This window comes from Cupriavidus sp. 10L45 (genome assembly GCF_056395225.1).
The window spans coordinates 270,723-294,721 of record NZ_JBFTJC010000008.1; the positions used below are offsets into that span (position 1 = coordinate 270,723).

The window sequence follows — 23,999 nt, forward strand, 5'->3', positions numbered from 1 at the left end:
TCAAGCGGCCTCCGCCATAGACACTGCTGCATCCATATCCACCGCCACGATCCGCGACACGCCTTGCTCCTGCATGGTCACGCCGATCAGCTGGTGGGCCATCTCCATCGCTATCTTGTTGTGAGAAATAAACACGAACTGGGTCTTGTCGGACATGTGCGCCACCATGTTGGCGTAGCGCTCGGTATTGGCATCGTCGAGCGGCGCGTCCACCTCGTCCAGCAGGCAGAACGGCGCCGGGTTGAGCTGGAACATCGCGAACACGAGCGCAATCGCGGTCAGCGCCTTCTCGCCGCCGGACAGCAGGTGAATCGTCGAGTTCTTCTTGCCCGGGGGCTGGGCCATCACCTGCACGCCGGCATCGAGGATTTCCTCGCCGGTCATGATCAGGCGCGCCTGGCCGCCACCGAACAGCTGCGGGAACAGCTCGCCGAAGTGATGGTTGACCTGGTCGAACGTGCCTTGCAGCAGCGCGCGCGTCTCCTGGTCGATCTTCGCAATGGCGTCCTCGAGCGTGTTGATGGCGTCGTTCAGGTCGGCCGACTGGGCATCGAGGAAGGTCTTGCGCTCGCGCGCGGCGGACAGTTCATCGAGCGCGGCCATGTTGACCGGGCCCAGCGCGTTGATCGCGTTGTTGATACGCGTGACCTCGCCTTGCAGGTAGGACGGCTTCAGGTCGCCGGTCAGCTTCTCGGCCAGCGCCACCTCGTCGACCTGTGCGGTCGTCAGTTGCTCGGTGAACTGCTCCTGGTTCAGGCGCGCAGCCTGCTCCTTGAGCTGCAACTCGGTGATGCGGTCGCGCAGCGGCTGCAGGCTGCGCTCGGCGGCCAGGCGCTGTTCGTCGAACTGGCGGAGCTGTGCGGACAGCGCATCCAGCTCGATGCGCGCCGCCGACAGCTTCTCTTCCTTCTCGGCGCGCACTTCCAGCGCCTCTTGCAGGCCGGTGTGGGCGGTCTGCTCGTTGATCGTCTCAAGCTCGACGCGTGCGTTTTCCAGCGATTCGGCGATCCGCTCGGACTGGTCCGCCGCCATCTGGATATTGCGGCGCAGTTCGTCGATGCGGCCGGACAGATTGCGCTCGCCGAACACCGCCTCCTGCGCAGCCCGTTCGAAATCGCGCAACTGCTGGCGCGCGCCGGTCAGCTTGCCGTCCAGCGCCTCGAAGGCCATCTGGTGGTCTTCGTGGGCCGCCTGCATCTCGGCCAGCTGGGTGTCGTGCTGCTCGAAGGTCGCCTCGGACTCGGCACGCACGGCGCGCTGTTCCTCGATCTGGGCCTCGATCTCCGACAGTTCCTCGCGGATCTGGCCGCTCCGGGCGGAGAATCGCTCCATCGCCTGCGACAGCTTGAGCACGTCCATCTGCAACGTGTGCACGCGCCGCGTGGCCTGCTCGGCACGGGTGCGGGCCTCGGCCAGCGCCTGACTGGCCTGGGTGTAGGCCGACTCCGCGCGCACGGCCTGGGTCTTGGCCTCGTCGGACAGCAGCATCTGCGCGCGCGCCTGCTTCTGCAGGTTTTCGATTTCCTGCTCGCGGGCCAGCATGCCGGCCTGCTCCGAATCGGCAGCGTAGATCTGGATCGCGTTGCGGCCCACCAGGTGACCTTCGGCGATGACAAACTGCGCGCCCTCGGGCAGCGTGCCGCGCCCGGCCAGCGCCTGTGCCATGTCGGTGGCGGTGTAGATGTCGGCCAGCCAGTCCTGCATGACCGCGCGGATGCCCGGCTCGGTGATCTGCACCAGCGACATCAGCGGACGCAGCCCGGCCGGCGCGTCCACGGGCCGCGCGGCGGACGGCGGCGAGTAGAAGGCCAGCTTGGCGGGCGGGGCATCGGACAGGAATGCCTTGACCCAGTCCAGGTTGGACACTTCCAGTGCGGCCAACTTCTCGCGCAGCACGGATTCGAGCGCATTTTCCCAGCCCGGCTCGATATGAACCTTCTTCCACAGGCGCGGCAGCTCGGCCAGACCATGGCGCTCCAGCCACGGCTGGACCTTGCCTTCGGTCTGCACGTTTTCCTGCAGCTGGCGCAGCGCGGAGAGGCGGGCTTCCAGCGCGGCGATGGCGGCGGCCTCGCTCTGCACGCGCTCCTGCGCGCTGCGGCGCTCGCCGTCCAGGCGCGGCACGCGGTCCTCGCTGTCCATCAGCAAGGCCTGGGCTTCCTCGAGCATCGCTTCCTGCTCGGCCAGTTCGCCGCGTTGTTCTTCCAGACGGGTCTCGTCGGGGCGGTCGAGCCCCTTGTCTTCCAGTGACAGGCGTTCCTTGCGCTGCTCCAGCTGCTGGAGCATCTGGTCGGCACTGCGCTGCTGGGCGGCCTCGAGCTTCAGCGTCTGCTCGGCCTGCATGATGCCGGCGCGCTGCTCGTTCAGCAGTTGCTGGGCATCGCGCCACTGGCCTTCCAGCGTCGGCAGTTCGTCGGACTTCTGCGCCACGGCGTCCTGCGCCTCGATGGTGCGGGCCTCGGACAGGGCGAGGTTTTCCTCGGCCTGCGCCAGTTCCTCGGTGGCCTGCTCGGCCTTGCCCTGCCATTGCTCGCGCTGGGTGGTCAGCGCGGCGATCTGCGCCTGCACGCGATTGCGCGACTCCACCACATAGCGGATCTCGGCTTCGAGCTTGCTGACCTCGGAATTGGCTTCGTACAGCGCGCCCTGTGCGGCGTGCATGCCGTCCGACGCGGCGTAGTGCGCCGCGCGCATCGTCTCCAGCTCGGCTTCCACATGGCGTAGCTGAGCGGTCTGGGCTTCCAGGTCGATCTGGGCCTGCTCGATGGCGCGCGCATGGCGCTCCTGCTCGGCCTGGGCCTCGCGCTTGCGCAGCAGCCACAGCAGTTGCTGCTTTTCCTCGCCGTCGGCATGCAGCGTCTTGAAGCGCTGGGCCACCTCGGCCTGGCCTTCCAGCTTGTCGAGGTTGGCGCCGAGTTCGCGCAGGATGTCTTCCACGCGGGTCAGGTTCTCGCGCGTGTCGCCCAGGCGGTTTTCGGTCTCGCGGCGGCGTTCCTTGTACTTGGAGACGCCCGCGGCCTCTTCCAGGAAAATCCGCATGTCATCGGGCTTGGCCTCGATGATCCGCGAGATCATGCCCTGCCCGATGATGGCGTAGGCGCGCGGCCCGAGGCCGGTGCCAAGGAAGATGTCCTGGATGTCGCGCCGGCGCACCGGCTGGTTGTTGATGTAGTACGAGGAGGTGCCGTCGCGGGTCAGCACGCGCTTGACGGCCACTTCGGCGTATTGGCTCCACTGGCCGGCGGCGCGGCCTTCGGCGTTGTCGAACACCAGTTCCACGCTGGCGCGCCCGGCCTGCTTGCGCGCGGTGGAACCGTTGAAGATGACGTCCTGCATGGATTCGCCACGCAGTTCGGACGCGCGTGACTCACCCAGCACCCAACGCACGGCGTCGATGATGTTGGATTTGCCGCAGCCGTTGGGACCGACGATGCCGACCAGTTGGCCGGGCACTTGAAAATTGGTGGGATCGACGAAGGACTTGAAGCCCGCCAGCTTGATCGAGGACAGTCGCACGGTTGTCGTGTGGTTTGGGCGTTACGAATGTTGGAAAAGCCGGGCTGCCCCGGAGGCGCTCGACGCGACGTGACGTCTACGTCTCATGCGACCCGTTGGGGCCCGATTAGATTGGCGGTAATCATACCATCGCGCACCGTTCGTCCGGCCGCTTTATCGCCCGATGGGCGGCGTTTCGGACCTCCCATTCCCCGCCCGGAAAATCCTTGCTTTTCCACGAGTTGCGTCTATTCATGCAAGCGGTTTCGAGGTGGCTGCTGCGTGACCGCAACACCGCGATGCGACGCCCACGCGGCAAATCCAAAAGAAACTTCCTAGGGTTAGTGCTAGTCTCTTGGAATGCTGGCGTGACCCCGGAGCCCCTCCGGCGCGAAGCGCCCTCCCCGCCGCTCGACCGTCATCCGGCCGTCACACGCCGCCTGCAGGTCGCGATTTGCCTGGAGATCTGTGCATGACCGTAAGCCAAGCGACCCCGGAACGGGACGACCTGCCCTGGTCCGTGTCCGACATCGACTACGCGTCCATCGACGTGGAAAAGGTGCGCGACAACCGTACGCTGTTCTACCTGCTCGTCGCCGCATCGTTTATCGAAAGCGGCTCCGACACCTACGCAGGCAACCTCGCCACCTACTACGCCCATGTGCCCGAGGCCGCCACGTGGCTCGCCCGGCACTGGGAATCCGAGGAACTGCAGCACGGCTTCGCGCTGCGCCGCTACGTGGAGCATGTCTGGCCGGAATTCGACTGGCCGCGCGGCTACCAGCGGTTCTTCGACGAATACAGCAAGACCTGCTCGATCGACAATTTCGAGCGGTCGCACGCGCTGGAGATGGCGGCGCGCTGCGTGGTCGAGACCGGCACGGCCACCTACTACCGCGCGCTGGAGCAGGCCAGCGACGAGCCGGTGCTGCGCGACCTGACGCGCCGCATCGCCAACGACGAGGTACGCCACTACAAGCATTTCTTCCGCTATTTCAATGCCTTGAACGGGCAGGAGCGGATTGGGCGCGCCCGGGTGCTGGGCGCGCTGGCGCGGCGTTTGCTCGAAATCAAGAACGAGGATGCCGAGATCGCGCTGCGCAACGTACTGCGGGTGGAGCGCAATCAGGAAGACGTGCCGGAGCGCGACGTGCGCGCGCTGAACTCCCAGTGCAGCGCCGTGGTGCGCCGGAACCTGCCGCTCGAGATGACGGTGAAGATGCTGTTGCGTCCGCTGCACCTGAACGCGGCGCTGGAGCGGTTCATCCGCCGGCCGCTGGTGGCCACGGTGTCGCGAGTGATGCTTTATTAAGCGAAGCCGGCACGCGGGGCGTCGGCGGCATTCCTTTATAATGCCGGGTTTCAACCGCCCCGCCTGCCTGCCACCGTGAATCCGCGCCTCGACCTGCTCCAGACCTATCCCTTCGAGAAACTGCGCGTGCTGGTGGCGGACGTCAAACCCGCCGACAAGCCAGCCATCAGCTTCGGCATTGGCGAGCCCAAGCATCCGACCCCCGAATTCATCAAGCAGGCGATGACCGCGTCGCTGGCCGGACTGGCCAGCTACCCGAGCACCGCCGGCACCGACGCACTGCGCCAGGGCATCGCCGGCTGGCTGGAACGCCGCTACGGCCTGCCGAAAGTGGACGCCGCCACGGAAGTCCTGCCCGTGACCGGCTCGCGCGAGGCGCTGTTCGCCTTCGCCCAGACCGTGGTGGACGCCAGCCGCCCCAACCCGCTGGTGCTGTGCCCGAACCCGTTCTACCAGATCTACGAAGGCGCCACGCTGCTGGCTGGCGCCAAGCCGGTATTCGCCAACAGCGACCCGGCACGCAACTTTGCGCCCGCGTTCGACCAGATCGGCGCCGAGACCTGGCAAGACGTCCAGTTGCTGTACGTCTGCTCGCCGGGCAATCCCACCGGGGCCGTGATGTCGCTGGCGGACTGGAAGCAACTGTTCGAATTGTCCGATCGCCACGGCTTCGTGATCGCCTCGGATGAATGCTATTCCGAGATCTATTTCGACGAAGCCAACCCCCCGCTGGGCGCGCTGGAAGCCGCCCACAAGCTGGGCCGCGGCTTCGAGCGGCTGGTGATGTTCTCGAGCCTCTCCAAGCGCTCGAACGTGCCGGGCCTGCGCTCGGGCTTCGTGGCCGGCGACCCGGCAATTCTCAAGAAATTCCTGCTATACCGTACCTACCACGGCGCGGCCATGAACCCTGCCGTGCAGGCCGCCAGCGTGGCCGCGTGGAACGACGAGGCCCATGTGCGCGAGAACCGCGCGGCGTACGTGAAGAAGTTCAGCGCCGTGACGCCGATGCTGGCCGAAGTGCTCGATGTGGCACTTCCCGATGCCGCCTTCTATCTCTGGGCCGATGTCTCGCGCACCGGGTTGTCCGATACCGACTTCGCCGTGCGCCTGCTGGCCGAGCAGAACGTGGCTGTGCTGCCCGGCAGCTACCTCGCGCGCGACGCCCATGGCGTGAACCCGGGCAAGAACCGCGTGCGAATGGCCCTGGTGGCCACGCCGGACGAATGCGTGGAAGGCGCGCGCCGGATCGTCGAATTTTGCAAGTCGCTGGGCGGGCACTGATCCCGCTCCGGCGGACCAACGCTTTTGCCTGAACAATTACCTGAACAATCACCACTAAAGAAACGACCATGACGCAAGCACTGCAAGCCCTGATCGACCAGGCCTGGGAAGACCGCGCCAGCCTGTCGCCCAAGTCCGCCCCGAACGACATCCGCGAGGCGGTGGCCAACGTGATCTCCCAGCTCGACGCCGGCGCCCTGCGCGTGGCCGAAAAGCAAGGCAAGGAATGGGTCGTCAACCAGTGGATCAAGAAGGCCGTGCTGCTCTCGTTCCGCCTGGAAGACAACGCGCCGATGGCCGCTGGCGGCTTCGCACAGTTCTACGACAAAGTGCCGACCAAGTTCGCCAACTGGACCGGCGACGATTTCGCCCGCGCCGGTTTCCGCGTGGTGCCGCCCGCCGTGGCCCGCCGTGGTTCGTTCATCGCCAAGAACGCCGTGCTGATGCCGTCGTACGTGAACATTGGCGCCTATGTGGATGAAGGCACGATGGTCGATACCTGGGCCACCGTGGGTTCGTGCGCGCAGATCGGCAAGAACGTCCACCTGTCGGGCGGCGTGGGCATCGGCGGCGTGCTGGAGCCGCTGCAGGCCAACCCGGTGATCATCGAGGACAACTGCTTCATCGGCGCGCGCTCGGAAGTGGTGGAAGGCGTGATCGTGGAAGAGAACTCGGTGATCTCGATGGGCGTGTACCTGGGCCAGTCGACCAAGATCTATGACCGCGAAACCGGCGAGATCCACTATGGCCGCGTCCCGGCCGGTTCGGTCGTGGTGGCCGGCAACCTGCCGTCCAAGGATGGCAAGTACAGCCTGTACTGCGCCGTGATCGTGAAGAAGGTGGACGCGCAAACCCGCGCCAAGACCAGCCTGAACGACCTGCTGCGCGGCGACTGATCCGCACAAGCCGCCGCAGCGCCGCCGGCCATCCTCGTCGAGGATGGCCGGCGGCGAACCGATTCGCCCATGCCCTCCCTCCGCAAGCGACTCATGGCCCTAGACCCCGCCACTGTCAGCACCGTGCTCTCCCTGCTCCCTACCATCCTCGACCAGGCCAACAAGACCATCGAGAAGATCAAGAAGGGCCGCCGCAAGGACGAGCCGGACATCGGCGGCACGATGGAGCCGCGCGACCCCGCCGCCCGCATCGCCGAACTGGAAATGGCGGCCATGCAGCAGGCCGAGGCCGTGAAGCTGCTGGCCGAGCAGCACGCCATCACCATCGAGGCGCTGCGCAAGGAAGCCGCCCGGCTGGACCGCCGCCTGCGGCTGATGACCGCCGTGGCCATGACCGGCGTGGCGCTGGGCCTGGGCGGGCTGGTCATCGCCCTCAACCTGCTGTTCCGATAATCACCATGACTGTCCTGCTCTACGGCATTCCGAACTGCGACACCGTCAAGAAGGCACGCACCTGGCTCGACACGAACGGCGTGCCGTATACGTTCCACGACTTCAAGAAGCAAGGCGTGGACGAAACGCTGCTGCGCGCCTGGCTCAAGCACGTGCCACTGGCCACGCTGCTGAACAAGAAGGGCACCACCTACCGCGCGCTGTCCGACGCGGACAAGGCCAGTGCCGAGTCCGAAACCGGCGCCATCGCGCTGATGCAAACCAGTCCGTCCCTGATCAAGCGGCCCGTGCTGGACCGCAACGGCCAGGTCAGCGTGGGTTTTTCCGCCGACGGCTACGCCGCACTTTTCTGAATTTTCCTGCCGCCACCGCAACATGAACCCCACCCTCGCCCTGACCGAAGACCTGATCCGCCGCCGCTCCGTCACGCCCGCTGACGAAGGCTGCCAGGCCGTGCTGGAATCCCGCCTGAAGGCCCTCGGCTTCGTGTGCGAAAACCTCGTCAGCGGCCCCGACGACTTCCGCGTGACGAACCTGTGGGCGGTGAAGCGCGGCACGGCGGGCACGGCGGGCAAGCTGCTGGCCTTCGCCGGCCATACTGACGTGGTGCCCACCGGCCCGGTGGACCAGTGGCAATCGGACCCGTTCCAGCCCACCCACCGCGACGGCAAGCTCTACGGCCGGGGCGCGGCGGACATGAAGACCTCCATCGCCGGCTTCGTGGTCGCCGTGGAGGAATTCGTGGCCAAGCACCCGGCCCACGCCGGCTCCATCGCCTTCCTGATCACCAGCGACGAGGAAGGCCCGGCGCACGACGGCACCGTGAAGGTGGTGGAGGCCCTCAAGGCGCGCGGCGAGCGGCTGGACTACTGCGTGATCGGCGAGCCGACTTCGGTGGACACCCTAGGCGACATGGTCAAGAACGGCCGGCGCGGCTCGCTGTCCGGCAAGCTGACGGTCAAGGGCGTGCAGGGGCATATCGCCTATCCGCACCTGGCCCGCAACCCGATCCACCTGGCCGCGCCGGCGCTGACCACGCTGGTCGCCGAGACCTGGGACCAGGGCAACGAGTACTTCCCGCCCACCACGTGGCAGATGTCGAACATCCATGGCGGTACGGGCGCGACCAACGTGATTCCGGGCCACGTGACCATCGACTTCAATTTCCGCTTCTCGACGGCCAGCACGCCGGACGGCCTGAAGGCCCGCGTGCATGCCATCCTCGACCAGCACGGCCTTGAGTACACGCTCGACTGGACGCTGGGCGGCGAACCGTTCCTGACCCCGCGCGGCGACCTGTCCGACGCGTTGAGCGCCGCCATCGCGGCCGAGATGGGGGTCAAGACCGAGCTGTCGACGACTGGCGGCACCTCCGATGGGCGTTTCATCGCCAAGATCTGCCCGCAGGTGATCGAGTTCGGCCCGCCTAACGCGAGCATCCACAAGATCGACGAGCATGTGGAAGTGCGCTTCATCGAGCCGCTGAAGAATGTCTACCGCGGCGTGCTGGAACGGCTGATCGCCTGACCGGCAGCGACGACGGGGGCCCTGGCGGCCCCTTTTCTTATCCTTATTGTGGTGTCTCCCATGGCCTCTTCCCCCCTGCAAACCGTCCGCGACCTGCTGCGCCTGGCGGTCTCGCGCTTCACCGCCGCCAAGCTGTCCTTCGGCCACGGCAGCGCCAATGCCTACGATGAAGCGGCCTACCTGGTGCTGCATACGCTGAACCTGCCGCTCGACACGCTCGACCCGTTCCTGGACGCGCGCCTGCTGCCCGAAGAGGTGCAAGCCGTGCTCGACGTGATCGAGCGCCGCGTGACCGAGCGCGTGCCGGCCGCCTACATCACGCACGAGGCGTTCATGCACGGCCTGCGCTTCTACGTGGACTCCCGCGTGATCGTGCCGCGCAGCTTCATCGGCGAATTGCTCCAGGAAGGCCTGGAGCCGTGGCTGGGCGAGACGGACGGGATTACCACCGCGCTGGAACTCTGCACCGGGTCGGGCTGCCTGCCGATCATCGCCGCGCACGTCTGGCCGAACGCCCGGATCGATGCCGTGGACATCTCCCCCGATGCCCTGGCCGTGGCGCGCCGCAACGTGGCCGACTACAAGATGGGCGAGCGCATCGCGCTGTATGAAGGGGATCTGTACGCGCCGCTGCCGTCGGGCGCCACCTACGATGTCATCCTGACCAATCCGCCGTACGTCAACGAGCAGTCGATGCGCGACCTGCCGCCGGAGTACCTGGCCGAACCGCGCATCGCGCTGGCCGGGGGCGACGATGGCATGGACATCGTGCGTCGGATCATCGCCGGCGCGAAGAAGCGGCTCAATCCGGGTGGCGTGCTGGTGGTGGAGATCGGCAACGAGCAGACCAACGTCGAGACGGCCTTCCCCAACCTGGACATCATCTGGCTGCCGGTCAGCGCTGGCGACGAACAGGTGTTCTTGGTGACTTACGACGCACTTCCTGACTGAAATCCCGCCTCGCCCTAAAATTTTGTGCGGAAAATCGGCCGAAATATAAATTCGGTTCGTTCAGCGCGAATTTGGTGGGCGGCGGGGCCGCGAAACGACGGTTTTTCTAAGTTTTCCCGGTCTCCCTAAAAAAAAGTAGACAACCTGGCCTCCAAATATAAAATTTGTGCGTTTAGCGCGAATTTTGTTGGGTCTTATTGATCACATTGGAGGGAATGGCGTGCATCACATGCGGCAGGTTGGCTATGCGTGGGTCCGGAACCACCTCACGTCACCCTTGGTGCCCGTGACCCGCGAGGCACGCTCGGGCGCCACGACGCGCATCCTGGAGATGCCCGACGCCATCCTGTTCCCGCGCAAGGTGGCGCCGTCCGATGACGCCCCACTCCTCGCCCATACGCTCTTCGCCATCAAGCACGAGGGCGTGAACCTCGCCATCCTGTCCCAGGCGCTGCCCCAGGTGCCGCAGGCGGAAATGCAGGCCGAACTGGACCTGCACCCCACCAGCCGCTTCGGGCGTATCGCGGCCATGCTGTGGGAGCACTTCACCGGCCAGACGCTCACGCCCACCCTCTCCGACAAGGTTCCCTACGTCAATCTGTTCGACCCGGCGCGCTACTACACCGCCGCGCCGGGCAAGCTCCATCCGCGCTGGCGCGTGCGCTTCAACGGGCTGGGCGAGTTGGACTACTGCGTCACCGTGCGCCGCACCGAGACCATCCAGTCGATTCTCGACATGGACGTCTTCGGGCGCATGGACGCCTTTATCGCCTCAGTCGGCCCGGACATCCTGGACCGCGCGCTGCACTGGGCCTACCTGAGCGAGACCGACAGTTCGTTCGAGATCGAACGGGAGAGCGCCACGCAGGACAAGTCCGAGCGCTTCGTCCAGCTGCTGCGCCACGCGCATGAAAAGCGGCCGTTGAGCGAGGAGTATCTGACCGAACTCCAGAACGATGTCATCTCCAACCCGTTCGACCAGGCGATGCAGTACCGCACCGAGCAGAACTGGCTGCGCCGGGGCGGCAACGGGCCGGCGTCCGTCACCTACGTGCCGCCGGTGCCGGACGACGTGCCCGGCCTGATGCAGGCGCTGGAAGACTTCGCCAACGATCCGCCGGCCAACGTGGACCCGCTGATCGTGGCGAGCGTGGTGTCGTTCTGGTTCGTCTTCATCCACCCGTTCATGGACGGCAACGGGCGGCTCTCGCGCTTCCTGATCCACCACGCGCTGTGCCGCTCGGGCAAGATGGCCAAAGGCTTCCTGCTGCCGGTCTCGGTGGCCATCAAGCGGCATGAAGCCGACTACCTCGCCGCGCTGGAGAGCTTCTCCAAGCCGGTGCGCGCGCTCTGGCGGGTGCGGGTGCTGGGCGATCAACAGTTCGATTGCGAGACCAGCGCCGGGGCCACGCCCTATCGCTACTGGGATGCCACGTCGTGCGTGGAATTCGGCGTGCGCATGGTCCGGGAGGCCCTGGAGCACGACCTGGAAGCCGAAACGCGCTTCCTGATCGGCTATGACGAAGTGGCCAAGCGTGTGGATGCACAGTTCGACATCCGCAACGCGGACCTTGCCACGCTGGTTTCGAGCTGCTTCCGCGAGAAAGGCCGCGTTTCCAACCGCTGGCGCAAGCAACTGGCCCTGCGCGTGCAGCCGGCCGCGTTCGACGCCATCGAGGCCGCCGTCAAGGACGTGTTCTTTTCGGACGAGTCCGATCCAGTCGCACCATGAAAAACGGGCACGCCGACGTGCCCGTTGCCCTGCTGTTTACTAATTAGTTGTTTACTCATTAGCAGACCACTCAGCCTCCCGGCCCCACCGAGTAGATCGTCCCGTTGGACGACACCTGGTAGTAATCGGCACCCACGCCGACCCAGTGATAGCCCTTGCGCGGTGCGGGCAGGTTGTAATCCTTGTACTTGTCGATGACGTACTGGCGGTCGCGGAATTCCGCCGGCAGCTTGTCACCCTTGTTCCACTTCTGCGGCGCGTAGGGCGACTGGGCACCCATCGGCTGCGAGCCGGTGCGGCCCGAACTGCTCATGGAATCCGAGGACGTCCCGCCTTGGGACATGCCCTGGCTCTTCGGTGCGGGCGCAGTGCTGCGTGGCTTGCCCTGCGAGGCAGGTGGCATTGGTGTGGCCGATGGCGGCGTCGCGCCAGCCTGGCCCGGTGCGGGCATGGGTGTCGGGCCGGATGGCTGGGTCTGGCCGGGCATCTGGCCCTGGCTCTGTTGCGCCATCGCGAATGGTGCGGCCAGCATGCCTGCCGCCACCAGGGAGGTTATTAACAACTTCGTTTTCATCGTGATCTCCTCACAGATGGAACGTCAGGCCGCCCGGGCGCGGGCAGCCCCCAAATCAGCTTAGTAGCAATTGCGGGGCCCGCATCGGCATATACCCGCCCAGCCGTCGGCGCGAGGCGGTTTTCCCGAATGATTTCAATCACTTACCGGATGGAAGATGTGGCCTGCCGCGATATGCGTTTTCTGCACGGCAACCGGTAAAAACGGCGCGGGCGTGTAGCAACTGCCACCCCGGCCGGTCAGCGGGTGAGCAGTTGCGGCACCGACGACGCCAGCATGGCCAACCCCGAGCCCGTGAGCAGCGTCAGCACAATGCGGCGGAACATGATGTCGCTGATCCCCAGATAGACCCGCGTGCCGAGCAGCGTGGGAATCAGCATGGCCGGGGCGACGATGGCGAACATCGGCAGCATGTCCCGGGTGACGATGCCGGTACCGATGTAGACGGCCATCGTCACCATCAAGGCCCCGAGGTTGAAGTTCTGGATCACCACGCGCTGGGTATCCTTGTCGAAGCCGCGCAGCGTGCACCAGAGCGTGGGCGCGATACCCGTGAACCCGCCGATGCCACCCAGGATGCCGCCGATTCCACCGACCACGGCGTCCGCCAGCCGCCCGCCGCGACGGATGGGCGGCAGCTTGGCCGAGAACAGCATGATCGGGCACCAGATCACGAGGATGATGCCGAGGCAGAGCTTGAACAGGTGGATATCCAGCTTCGGCAGGATCGACACCCCGATCGGGATGCCGACCGCCCCGCCGATCAGGAACGGCAGCACGGTGGCCAGATGGAACTTGCGGCGGACCGTGAACGCGGCCAGCAGTTGCCCGGTGAGCGCGCCGAACACCGACATGGCCGACGCCATGCGCGGATCCACGCCCCATGCCCAGAACGACATGGCGACCATGCCGAACGCGAACCCGGACAGGCCCTGAACGAAGCCGGCAACGGCGGCGCCGAGGGCAATGAGGATGACGACCGGATCGACGGACATGAGGGGGCGGAAGGGGCGTAACGGGGCGAAGGGAAGCGGCATTGTAACGTCGTCGCCACCCGCCACATCCCTCACGCGCCCCTCCTCACCCTAACGGGTCACGTCGAACTCCCAGCCCGGCTCGATATGCCCGGGATTCTCCGCCAGCTTGTACTTCGGATTGAGGTTGATCAACTCGCGGAGCGCGAAGTCGGCCACCTGCGTGTCCGGCGGCAGGGCCTGCTCGCGCGCCTCGGCCTTCTGTTCGTCGGAGAGCAGCGTGTCCAGATGCGCGCGCGAGATGCCCCAGAGCGTCGAGACGGCCTCGTTGCCACGCCGGTACGGCTGCACGCGCACGGTTTCCGGCGATGTGGGCCGCGTCCTTGGTGGCGTCTCCGGCCGGGTGTCCGGCGGCGTCTCGGCGGGCGGCTTCGTGCCCGAGGGGGATGGCGACGGGGACGGCGAGGCGTCCGGGGTGGGGGTTGGCGTCGAAGTCGGCGCCACAGTCGGCGCCACAGTCGGTGTCCCGCCCGGGTTCGGCGCCCCGTCCTTGTCATCGTCCTTGGTCAGCTCCACCGCAATCTTGGCGACGAAATTGACGATGACGCCCGCCCCCAGCAGCACCAGCCCGCGTGGCATGGCCCGGCCGAAGACATTCCACTTGCCCTCCGCCCAGCCCTGCGCCGGCAGCAGCCCGGTCTTGGGGTCCTGCTGCAGCGCCAGCCGGTTCTTCTCGCCCACCACCGCGTTCCGGTCCACGCGCGACTGCAGGTGCGCGCCCACGCCGAACACGGTAATGCCGGCCGCCTCGATCATGCCCACCACGCCCGGCGTGTTCATGGCATCGGCCACGGCCAGCGGAATCGTGCCGAGCGCGTACCCGTTCATCACGAACTTGCGCATCTGGGCAGACAGCAGCACCGTGGGTTTGCCGCCCAGGTGATGTCCGAGCCGCGTGCCGATGTTCAGCGTGCTCAGCACCGTGTTCGATGCCAGGAACGCCGCGTTGCTGTAGGTCAGCGGGTTGTCGGCCGGCAGATGGTGCTGCATGAACCAGATCGCCGTGTTGCTGTTGTTGACCGCCAGCGTGCCGATCTGCGCCGTGTCGTTGAGCCGGCCCGGCACGGTATCGGGGTTCAGCAGCTTGGTGCCGACGGTCTTGATGGTCGCCTGCGCGTCCTGAATCTGCGTGGCGCGGTCCGGGGCGTCTTTCTTCGCCCCGTGGGTGTGGGCCTCCAGCGTGTCCACGGCGGTCTTGAAGACGTCCTGGTCCTTGGCGTGGATGCCCCACGCATCGGCGGAGCGGCCGTGCAGCCGGCTGCGCAGATAGGCGATGTTGGCCGGCGTGGGGTCCGCCGCCCGCGCGTTGATCCGCAGGGTGTGCAGGGTCCGGCCCGCCGCCACGCTGCCGCGGTAGATAAAGCAGGTCGCGCTGCTGAGCACCGGGTTCACGTGCGCCGCGGACGTCGCCACGCCAGCCAGCGTGCCAAGCGCGAAGGTGCCCACCGTGGACACCGTCATCGTCTTGGCCATCTTCCACGGGCGCGGGCCATTCCCGCCGGCCGGCGGGGTCGCGGGACCATGGGTGATGGTGCGCCGCTGGGCCGCGCCGCCCTGCCCGGCAGCCTCGTTGGCGCGCGCCACCTCGCGCATGCGGGCCACGATGTCGGCATGGGCGCTGCCCTGCGTGTCATCCACCTTCAGCTCCACGCTGGTCAGGTCTGCCACCTTGACGGTGCCGTCCGGGTGGATGCTGAACTCCACGTCACCCAGATAGACGTGGCGGTCCGCCATGGTGTCCAGGATATGGTCGAGGTCGCGCAGGGACTTGCCGTTCAGCAGTTCAGTGCGCGGATCGGGCACCCCGTGCATGGCCTTGTTGCCGAACAGGTCCCGGGAGCTGGCCGCGTAGCGCTCGTAGACCACGGTGGGCCGGCCCGAGACCGTCATGTCGTCGGGGCCAAAGGTCTTCAGCGTGTTGAAGCCGAGCCCCGCCGCCGTGCGCAGCGCCTCGCGCTCGCCCTGCACCATGAAGCCGGTCATCTCGTCATTGGCGATGCCCACGGCCTTGTCGCGGCCCAGCGCGAACACGGTCTTGGCGCCGCCGCCCCCGAGCCGCGGCCCCAGATAGGTGGCCAGGTCCACGCGCTCGCGTCCGCCGCCGGGATGGCGCAGGTAAACCACCCCGCGCGCGTTGACATCGAAACGATGGTTGGCGTACGGGTCTGGCTGGGGCTGCACGCGCCGCCAGTTGCCGCCGGCCTGTGTCAGGTCGATGGCGGGCTTGCCGTCCGCGTCCGCATGGCGTTGCAGCGCGAACTCGGGGGCCAGCACCTCGGTCTGCATCACGTTCGCCACCTGCTCCGCGAAGACGCGGCCCTGCGGCAGGTGGGCGCCGTCGAGCGCGAGCACGATCGGCTGACCGGCCTGCCACTCGTCGGCCATGCGGAGCGCGAACTCGTGCGCGCCGATGGGCTGGCCATCCTCGCCACGCAGGCCGCCCTCGGGGTGGATCGCCCCGACCACCACCGTATGGTCCCCGGGCGCGTTCACGCGGTGCGGCTTGTCGCCAACCGCCACCTCGCTCCAGCGCGCCGGCGTCTGCCGCCAGCCTGCCGGCGTGGCCGCGTCGGGCACCGGCGCCGCCGCAGCCGCCGCCGTCCTCCCGCCGTGGGTGACGCCCACGATGGGCAGCCCCGGCCGGGCGCCGAAGAAGCGGCCACCGTTCACCACGTGGAGGTCCGCGCCGGACATCGCCATCGTCGCGCGGTCCGCCGCCACGCCCAGCCCGGCGCCGTGCGCGAGGTCGCTGCCCGGCGAGAAGAACGCGTCGATATTGAGCGCGCCGTCCGGGCCATAGACGTTGGCGCCCAGCCCATTGGCCACTTCCTGCGCCAGCGAGACCACGCCGTCCTGCGCGTGGCAGCCGTAGAGCAGCACGGGCATGCCTTCCTCGTAGTCGGGATGCGCGCGGATGCGGTCGATGATCGTGGCGGCGTCGGCCATCCGCGACGGCCCCGTGCCGCTCGCGTTCATCTCCACGCCGCCGAACACGCCTTCGGCTCGCACCGTGAAGTAGCCCGGCACACGCGGCACGGAAATGCCGACCGCCGCACCATCGAACGTGACCTGTCCCGCCTCCTGCGCCAGATCCAGATGGGCCGGCCCGCGCGGGAACTGCGCCAGCTGGCCGAGATGGTCCACGCGCCGCCCGCCCTCGCGGCGCACCAGCGGCGCCCCGGCGCGGAAATCCTCGGGCAAGGCGATACGGATCTCGCCCCCGTAGCCCCGATTCAGCGCGAGGCTGCCGGCGCGCGTGGTGCGGCCGGTCAGCGTCACCGGAATCGTGCCGATCAGGTTGCCGTCGTGGATCCGACCCTGGAAGCCGCGTTGCGCGACCACGGCCACCTGCACCGGCTGGCCGGCCTGCACGGCCTCGTCGGCGCTGGCCAGCGCCTGCTGGAGCGAGTCATGCGAGGACTCCGGCAGGCCGCTGCGCACGGTCACCTCGCCGCCAGCCGCCGGCAGCACCACGTAGTGCACGCCGGCCAGCCGCCCGCCCGAAGCGTGCACGCCGTCGATCGTCGCCGCCATGGCGCCGGCGTCGACGGTCTCGTCGCGCAAGGACCAGCTACCGTCGCGCACCGGCGCGGCGTCCGTGCGGCGCGTGGACACGGCGCGCGGACGCGGGCCGGCTTGTCCTTGAGGATGGCCCCCCGCCGGCGTGCGCCCGCCATGGTGGATCACCGCGTTGGCCGCCTCCGCCACCGGCGTGCGCGCCACGCCCGGGCCGCCGAACCAGGCATTCGGCGCGGCACCGGGGCCGGCAGGCAGTTCGCCCGTGGCCGCGTGGCGGTAGAGCTGGACGATGGCGGCATGCACGTCGGTCGAGAAGCCGTCCACCGTCGGCACGCGCTCGCGCGAGACGCCATCGACGGCACCCGCATCGGCAGCCGCCTGCAGCACGCGCCGCAGCTCGTCGGGCGTCTGGAACCGCTCGATCATGTTGCCGCGCTTGAGCAGCAACGCCGACAGCGCATACGCGCCCCAGTTGGACACGCTGGCCGTCACCACATGGTCCGCCGTGATCTCGGCCGCGATCTGCTTGCCGTTCCAGCCCTTCGGGATCAGGCCCTTGAGCCCGCCCATGCCCACCTCGTTGCCGCCGTCGCCAATGCCCAGCGTCTCCACGCCCTCGCGCGCGTTGGCCTGGATCAGGATCTCGTCGATGGCCGGGTTGAAATCGTCGATCTCGATCCCGCGCATATTGTTCTTGGTGCCGTCCGCCGCGCGCGACGGCAGTTCGATCGCCATCACCCGGTCCGGCCCCACGGCTTCCAGCAGCGCCCGCGCCGGGGCCTTGGCGTCGCCCACGGGTACGTCGAAAACCTTGATGTTGTCGGTCGGCTCGCCCATCTCGCGCAGGATGGCCTCCAGGATCGGCTTGTTGGCCGAATCCACCACGTAGGTCACCTGCTTGCCGCGCAGGCGCAGCGCCCGGCCCAGTTCGGCCGTGCCCGGCGGCCCGTCGGTCTCGGGCATGCCCTTGGCGACCGAGAACCCGGTCAGCAGCATGATGTTCTCGCCACTTTCCAGCGCCGCCGCCGCGCGCTGGGCCCCGTCCGGCATATAGAACTCGCGCAGGCCCCGCCCGATATAGCTGAAGCTGACCCGATCCACCGGGTTCAGGTGGCGGCCGGCATCCACCAGCGCGCGCACGCCGGACACATCGGCGGCTTCCCCGAACGGCGACTTGAACACGCGGATGTCGTTGCGGCCACCCATGGCGTGTGCCAGCCGGGACACCGCCGAGGGTTGGCCGGAGGTGACCACCATCGTCGGCAGCGTCTTGCTGTCGGGCACCTGCATCGGGTCCAGCGGCGTGTCCAGCAGGTCCGTGGCCTGCAGCAGGCCCTTGTCGATCAGCACGTCCACGGCCTTGCGCGCCTGGAACTGCATCGGGTCGATCAGCTTCACGTGGGACATGCCGATGGCGTCGAGCTGCTGGCGCACCAGCGACTCCAGCGCCGGGTAGTGCGTGCAGCAGAACCAGACCGAGGTGGTATCGGCCGGAATGCGGTCCAGGTTGATGTAGTCGGCAATCCACTGCTTGAGCTGGGCGAGCTGCGCGCCATCGTCCAGGTGCATCAGGTTGTTGACCGCGCCGGCCCATTCCGTGGCAGGGATTTCCTCCACGGTGCGCCGGCCGCCGCTGGCCTCGCGCACGCCGTTCAGGTAGGCGTGGCCGCCCACCGTGCCGGGCGTGGCCACCACCACGGGCCGCTCGCCGCCCATCTCCACGATCTGCGGCACGGTCTGCTGGATCAGGTTCACCATCTCGAAGCCGTGCATGCGCGCCAGCACCGTGGCCAGCGCCAGGCAGGCGGTGTTGCAGGCGGCCAGGTTCACGTCGCCCATCAGCTTCTGCACGGCCTGCAGGCCGGCGTGGACCTTCTCGGCCAAATCCTCGGGCGTGCGGCCGCCGTAGGTGCCGGCCGCGTGGTCGGTCACCGCCTCCACCTGCACCGCCTTGCCGGTCAGCGCGTAGATGTGGCGGGCGAGGTTCTGGGCGGCCAGCAGGCCGCCGTTGCTCGAATCGAACGCGGTGACGACGATGACATCGTCCTCCACGCGGATGCCGGCGGCCTCGGCATCGACATCCTTCGGCAGGAAGCGGCGCTGGATGCCATCGAACAGCTTCACGAAGTCGAGCCCCTCCGGCAGGCTCTCCGCCGCCTTGCCGAGCAGCTCGTAGACGCCAAGCTGCACGGACTTGTCCATACCGCGCACGCTGGTGGCGCCCACCTCGTAGGTCACGCCGTCGCGCGCGTTGAAGCTCGCCATGGTCTCCAACATGTCGCCGATCTGCTGGATGTCCGGCATCTTGCCTTCGCCGTTGTGGTACCGCTGGAGCGCGAAACCGATGGCCTGCGCGGCCAGGTTCGAGTTCATGCCGGTGACCACGTGGTCCGCGCTCACGTCTGACCAGAGTTCGGCGTGGACGTCCTCGGGCGCCATGGCCCGGGTGATGCGCTCGCGCAGGGGGCGCATGCCAGCCTCGTTGCCGTGGTCGCCCACGGCCACCGTCAGCACGCCCTTCATGTCCCGGGCATCCACCAGAAGCTGGTCCACGCGCGGCCTGCCGGCCACGGCCTCCCCGGTCTGGAGGCGGTATTCGTTGTTCAGGTTGCGGCCGGCAACCTCCACGGCGATGACGGCCTCGGGCTGGTGCATCGCCAGCAGCGCCTTGGATTGCAGCGTGGCGGCCAAATGGTCCTTGGCGCGGAAGGTTTCCACGCGCGCGTTGGGCTGGTCGAGGTCATTGCGCAGCATCTTGCGCAGCGCCCGGCCGTGGGCGCGGTCGGTCACGTAAACCACTTCCTTGCCGAGCGAGGTCAGGTACGCGCCCAGCGAGGCCGCGCCGATCACGCCATTGGTCTCGGCATGGCCATGCGCGGTCAGCGGCGCGGTGACGATCATCACGCGGTCGAGGTCCGCCAGTGCCCGCGCGGCCAGCTCGGCGCCGTACGGCACGCCGATCTGCTCCATGCGGCCGTCGATCCAGAGCACGTTGTCGAGCGGGGAGATGGCGTTCTGGCGCAGCGCGTGCGCCGGGGCATCGGCCTCGTCCGCAGTACGCGCCGCGCGCGCCGCCTCCTCGGCCGGGCCATGCCGGATGGTGCGTCGCTGGGCGGGGGCGGCCCCTTCCGCATCGCCCCGGCCCCGCCGCAGGGCCGGGCCGTGGAAGATGCGCCGGCGCTCGGACGCGGCGCTTTCGGATCGACGGTCTGCGGCATCGGCGCTTTCGCGCCGGCGGCTGGTCGCCTCGGACAGATAGCGCTCCTGGGCCCGCGCCAGCGCGCGATCCATCATATTGGTGATGACGCGGTCCTGCACCAGCGTGCCGCGCGCGCGGAATGCCTGCCAGCGCGAGGCGACCTGCTGGGCGTCCGGCGACGTCGTCGGCCGGGTGGTGGCGCCTTCCGGCGTGTTGGTCGACCGTCCAGTGGATGGTGCAGCGGGGCTGGTAGGCTCTCCCGGCGTGCGGGCGCGGTTCGACGTCGAGGGACGTCCGGCCTCGCCATCGCGCGCGCCAGGGCGCTGGCCCGGCGCCGGCACATCGTCGTGCAGGCGCGGACGGCCGCCGCCCGGGTTGGCGGCATCGCGCGACGTACGCGGCGCGGTAGTCACGTCAGGATCACCGTCCCGCAGCACGTTGGCGGCCTCGCCATCGGCGGCGCGGTTCGCGGGGCTGTTGGCGGCATCGTCCAGCGGCGTACGGCCGCGCGTGCGCTGGTAGGTATCGCGCACGGACTCGCCCACCCGCTTCTGGATGGCTGCCGGCATCATCTGCGTGGCGCCCATCAGCAGCATGGCGCTGTTCTGCACCACCTCGCTGACGCTCATGTCCTTGCCGTGCTGGGCGAACGCCGTGGCCTGCTGGGCGGTCTGCACACCGCCGATGCCGAACGCGGTGCCGTTGAGCACGCGGCTGGTCGTGCCGAAGCGCGAGGCCGACTGCATCAGCGTTTGGCCCGCCATCTCCCGCACCGTGCCGCCGCCAGCCGCCACCCGCACGCCGGCATTGGCCGCCAGCGAGCCGAACTTGGCAAAGCCCATGCCGCCGATGCCGGCCACCGAGCCGCCCACGTTCAGCCATTGGGACATCGCCTCCTGGCTCTTGAACGGATTGATCGAGCGGCCATGATCGGCGATGTTGTCCAGTTCGTGCCACGAGGTGCCGATGCCGTAGCCCATGCTGCCGATCATGCCGCCCCAGGCCACCGCCACCAGCGGCGTCAGCGTGCCGCCCGACGCCACCATGACCACCCCGCCCGCCACGGCGCCGACCGCCGCCACGCCGAGGTTGACCCAGCCCATGACCTTTTCCGTGCCGGTCACGATATGGGCGTCCATCGCCTCGTAGCTGACGTGGCCATCCCTGCCGAGATCGAGGTTACGGTCGGCGATGTAGACGGTGCCCTTGTCGGCCAGGAGGTTGTTCTCCTGGAAATCGCGCTTCGGGTCGGCGCCCTCCTTGCCGTAGACGGAGCCGCTGTCGTCCACCCACATGGTGTTGCCGTCGCGGCCCTTGAACTCGAACACCGCGGTCTGGTAGGCCGCACTGCCCGGCTGGGTCACGAAGATCGGGATGGCCGAGGCCGTCGCGTCATTGCCGGCATTGGCGCGGATCTCCGCCTTGACGTCCTTGATGGTCTGGGGCGTGGCGCTGGGCATCGCCAGCTGGATCGCCTTGTCGAGCGCGGCGCCGTCGCCGACCTTGGCCTTCAGGTCCTGCTTCTGCAGGCCCATGCTGTCGAACGACTGGCGCAGGATCTCGTCCTTGTCGAGATCGAACATCTTGTTCTGCTCTTTGGCCTCGGCGCTCTCGCCGTACTTCTCGTTGCCGCGCGCGGTGGCCTTCTGGACGTAGTAGTCCGACATCGGCGGCGCGTCCTTGCTGGACTTCAGTGCCTGCTCGAAGGCGATGGAGAGCCCGGTGTAGCCCTGCGCGGCGGCGTCCTGGGCGCCGCCGTAGATGCGGCCCTGGCGGGAGCTGCCGGACTGGTTGCTCATCATCAGCAGGCTGACGTCGTTGTCGCGGTCGGTCAGCCAGGCGGCCGTGCGCTGGGCGGCGGGGCCGGAGCCCGGTTTGGCGCCTTCGGTGGTGGCGTAGTAGTTGGCGTCGGCCTTGTCCACCACGGCGGCCAGCCCGTGGTAGAAGTCGTCCCAGTCGTTGTAGCCGGCGCCGGTGCTGTCGTTGCGGGCGGTCCAGTCGTTCTTGTACTCCGAGCGGACGGTCTCCAGCAACGTGTCGGCATCCTCGGGAATCAGGTTCGGCGCGGTGTCCTGCAGGTACTGGCCCACCTTGTCGGCGTACATGTCCTGCTGGCCCTGGATCGGGCGACCCTCGTCGTCGTGCGTCTTGTTCTTGAGGTTCTTGTCCATCGCCGCGTTGATCTGCGTCTTGAACAGGTCGCTGTCGAAGCGGTCGTTGTGCACGGCCACGTACTGGGCGCGCTCGTCGGGCGACTGGGCGGCGTCCACGCCAGCCTTGCGGGTGGCCAGTGCGCCGTTGACGTCGCCGGCATCGAGCTGCCTGGCGATGCTGGTGGTCATCGTCTCCACGCGCTGCTCGGTCGATGCCTGGAGCAGCACGCGCATATGGTCCAGCGCCGGCGTGGTCGCGGTCGCCTTCTCTTCCGGCGTCTTCGCGCGGGCCTTGGCCGCGTCGGTCATCTGCTGCGCCGTGTAGAACAGGAGCTGGCCGCCGTACTGCTGCACGCCCTGGTTGTACTGCGCGGTTTTCGGGTCGCCGGCCGGGGCGTTGGGGTCGGGGCGGAGGCTGTCCGCATCGAGCGACTTGTAGAGGACGTAGCCGGCCGGGTTGTCCTTCATCATCGCCCGTTCGTCGGCGGGCAGGTCGCGCGTGAGGACCGAGTTGGGATCGTTCTTCGCATAGGGATCGAGCGTCAGGCCCTCCATGTGGGCCAGCGCCAGCGTGGTCGGGTCGGTCTTGGCCAGCCCGCGCTCGAAGTCGTTGGTGGGCACGAGGTTGGCCATCTCGCCCTTGAGCTGCCCCTTGGCATTGGCGAGGTCGATGACCTTGCCGAGGTCCGGGCTGGCGCCGTAGCGCTCCTTGACCTCGGCCACGGCCTGCTCGCGGAAGCGCTCGGGCACCTTGACGCCCTGCCCCTTGTCCAGTGCCGCGCGCTGCGCCTTGGCGTCGTTGACGGCAGTCGTATAGATCGACATGCCTTCCTGCCGCTCGTAGCGGTTCGGCGTCTTGTCGTTCTGGACCGTCTTCAGGCCCTCATCGGAATCATGCTGGTAGCGATTGACCGCCGAGGTGTCGATTTCCTTCTGCAGGGCGGCAGTGAAGTCGTCGCTGGCCTTCTGGAGGTCCTGCTGCGCGGCGGTGTCGTTGGCGCGAGCGGTTTGCAGGTCATCGTCGAGGCCCGCCTCGGCCCGGCGAACGCCGCCGGGGATCTTGTTGTAGGCGGCCGTCTCCTGCTGGAGCGTCTTGCCGGTGGCTTCGGCCTTGTCCTGCGCCAGCACCAGCTTGAAGCGGGCCGCGCCGGTGTCGCGCGCGGCCTGGTTGGGCTCGGTCTTCAGGTAGTCCTTCCTGGCGTCCTCAAGGTTGGCCTTGAGCGCCGGGTCGTCGTAGCGCTTGGTGATTTCCTTGAGCTTGGCGTCGACGGCGGCCGTCTCGTCCCGTCCGGTCTGGGCCGCGTGATTGGCCGCCACGCGCAGCTCGTTCTGCACGCCGCCGAGCACGGTGCCGTACTTCTCGCCCAGCGGTTTCCACTTGGCGTCGGTCATCGGGCCGCCGTTCAGCTTGTCGACGGTATCGTCGTAGGCGCTCTTGGCGTCTTTCTCCCAGCGGTCGGTGTGTGCCTTGGCGTCGTCCTCTTCCTGCTTGCGCTTGGTCTCGGCGGGATCGGGCGGCGGCGCGGCAGGCTTATCCGTCTTCGGGGCACTGGCCAGCGTCAACGTGAGCGGCTCGTTGCCGGTGTAGACCGCATTGGTGACCTGCGGCGTCTGCTGGGGCTTCTCGGTCTGCTCGGTCTTGGCCGGCTGCTTGGGCGTCTCGGGCTGCTGCGGCTGCTGGGCGCGGGCGGCGGCTTCCTGCTGGGCGCGGCGCTGGGCCTGCTCCTGGGCCTCGCGCGCGGCGCGCTCTGCGGCTTCGCGGGCGCGCTCGGCGGCCTCGGCGGCGGCACGGGCGGCGGCCGCTGCGGCGGCCCGGATCGCATCCATGAAATCCAGCATGTCGCTTGTCTCCACGTGGATGCCGGCAAGCCAC

Annotated in this window: 12 protein-coding genes; 8 read left to right on the forward strand and 4 right to left on the reverse strand. The window is 68.0% G+C overall.

Annotated features, from left to right (window positions below):
* On the reverse strand, positions 1–3,516 hold the full coding sequence (gene smc / locus AC1DFU_RS16610; RefSeq protein WP_477159670.1) for a chromosome segregation protein SMC: 3,516 nt from the start codon (positions 3,514–3,516) through the stop codon (positions 1–3).
* A 451-nt stretch (positions 3,517–3,967) separates the two neighbouring features.
* Between smc and AC1DFU_RS16615 the strand changes: the two genes are divergently transcribed.
* The 8 genes from AC1DFU_RS16615 to AC1DFU_RS16650 all read left to right on the forward strand — a co-directional run bounded on the left by AC1DFU_RS16615 (position 3,968) and on the right by AC1DFU_RS16650 (position 11,647).
* Positions 3,968–4,807 carry a ferritin-like domain-containing protein gene (locus AC1DFU_RS16615; protein WP_092297588.1) on the forward strand — a complete coding sequence of 280 codons (840 nt, stop codon included), beginning with the start codon at positions 3,968–3,970 and terminating at the stop codon, positions 4,805–4,807.
* Between the two features lie 75 nt (positions 4,808–4,882).
* On the forward strand, positions 4,883–6,088 hold the full coding sequence (gene dapC, locus AC1DFU_RS16620) for a succinyldiaminopimelate transaminase (protein WP_441590797.1): 1,206 nt from the start codon (positions 4,883–4,885) through the stop codon (positions 6,086–6,088).
* Positions 6,089–6,156: 68 nt separating this feature from the next.
* The gene (gene dapD / locus AC1DFU_RS16625; RefSeq protein ID WP_092297582.1) at positions 6,157–6,984 is read left to right on the forward strand and encodes a 2,3,4,5-tetrahydropyridine-2,6-dicarboxylate N-succinyltransferase; all 828 of its coding nucleotides are present in this window, start codon (positions 6,157–6,159) and stop codon (positions 6,982–6,984) included.
* A gap of 93 nt (positions 6,985–7,077) precedes the next feature.
* The gene (locus tag AC1DFU_RS16630) at positions 7,078–7,437 is read left to right on the forward strand and encodes a hypothetical protein (RefSeq protein ID WP_244844656.1); all 360 of its coding nucleotides are present in this window, start codon (positions 7,078–7,080) and stop codon (positions 7,435–7,437) included.
* 5 nt (positions 7,438–7,442) lie between these two features.
* Positions 7,443–7,790 (forward strand): arsenate reductase, encoded by a 348-nt coding sequence (locus AC1DFU_RS16635; protein WP_092297576.1) that lies wholly within the window; start codon positions 7,443–7,445, stop codon positions 7,788–7,790.
* A gap of 22 nt (positions 7,791–7,812) precedes the next feature.
* Positions 7,813–8,964, forward strand: coding sequence for a succinyl-diaminopimelate desuccinylase (dapE, locus tag AC1DFU_RS16640; RefSeq protein ID WP_441590794.1), 1,152 nt, complete (start codon positions 7,813–7,815; stop codon positions 8,962–8,964).
* Between the two features lie 60 nt (positions 8,965–9,024).
* Complete coding sequence (gene prmB, locus AC1DFU_RS16645; protein WP_092297570.1) at positions 9,025–9,915, forward strand: 50S ribosomal protein L3 N(5)-glutamine methyltransferase; 891 nt, start codon at positions 9,025–9,027, stop codon at positions 9,913–9,915.
* A 280-nt stretch (positions 9,916–10,195) separates the two neighbouring features.
* Positions 10,196–11,647, forward strand: coding sequence for a Fic family protein (locus tag AC1DFU_RS16650; RefSeq protein ID WP_255370905.1), 1,452 nt, complete (start codon positions 10,196–10,198; stop codon positions 11,645–11,647).
* 70 nt (positions 11,648–11,717) lie between these two features.
* On the opposite strand, the gene AC1DFU_RS16655 is transcribed toward AC1DFU_RS16650, so the two are convergent.
* The 3 genes from AC1DFU_RS16655 to AC1DFU_RS16665 form a co-directional block, all read right to left on the reverse strand.
* On the reverse strand, positions 11,718–12,221 hold the full coding sequence (locus AC1DFU_RS16655) for an RcnB family protein (protein ID WP_255370904.1): 504 nt from the start codon (positions 12,219–12,221) through the stop codon (positions 11,718–11,720).
* A gap of 239 nt (positions 12,222–12,460) precedes the next feature.
* On the reverse strand, positions 12,461–13,216 hold the full coding sequence (locus tag AC1DFU_RS16660; protein ID WP_441590791.1) for a sulfite exporter TauE/SafE family protein: 756 nt from the start codon (positions 13,214–13,216) through the stop codon (positions 12,461–12,463).
* A gap of 90 nt (positions 13,217–13,306) precedes the next feature.
* Positions 13,307–23,965: an LWXIA domain-containing protein gene (locus AC1DFU_RS16665; protein WP_441590789.1), complete on the reverse strand. Its 10,659-nt coding sequence runs from the start codon at positions 23,963–23,965 to the stop codon at positions 13,307–13,309.
* Positions 23,966–23,999: the final 34 nt, after the last annotated feature.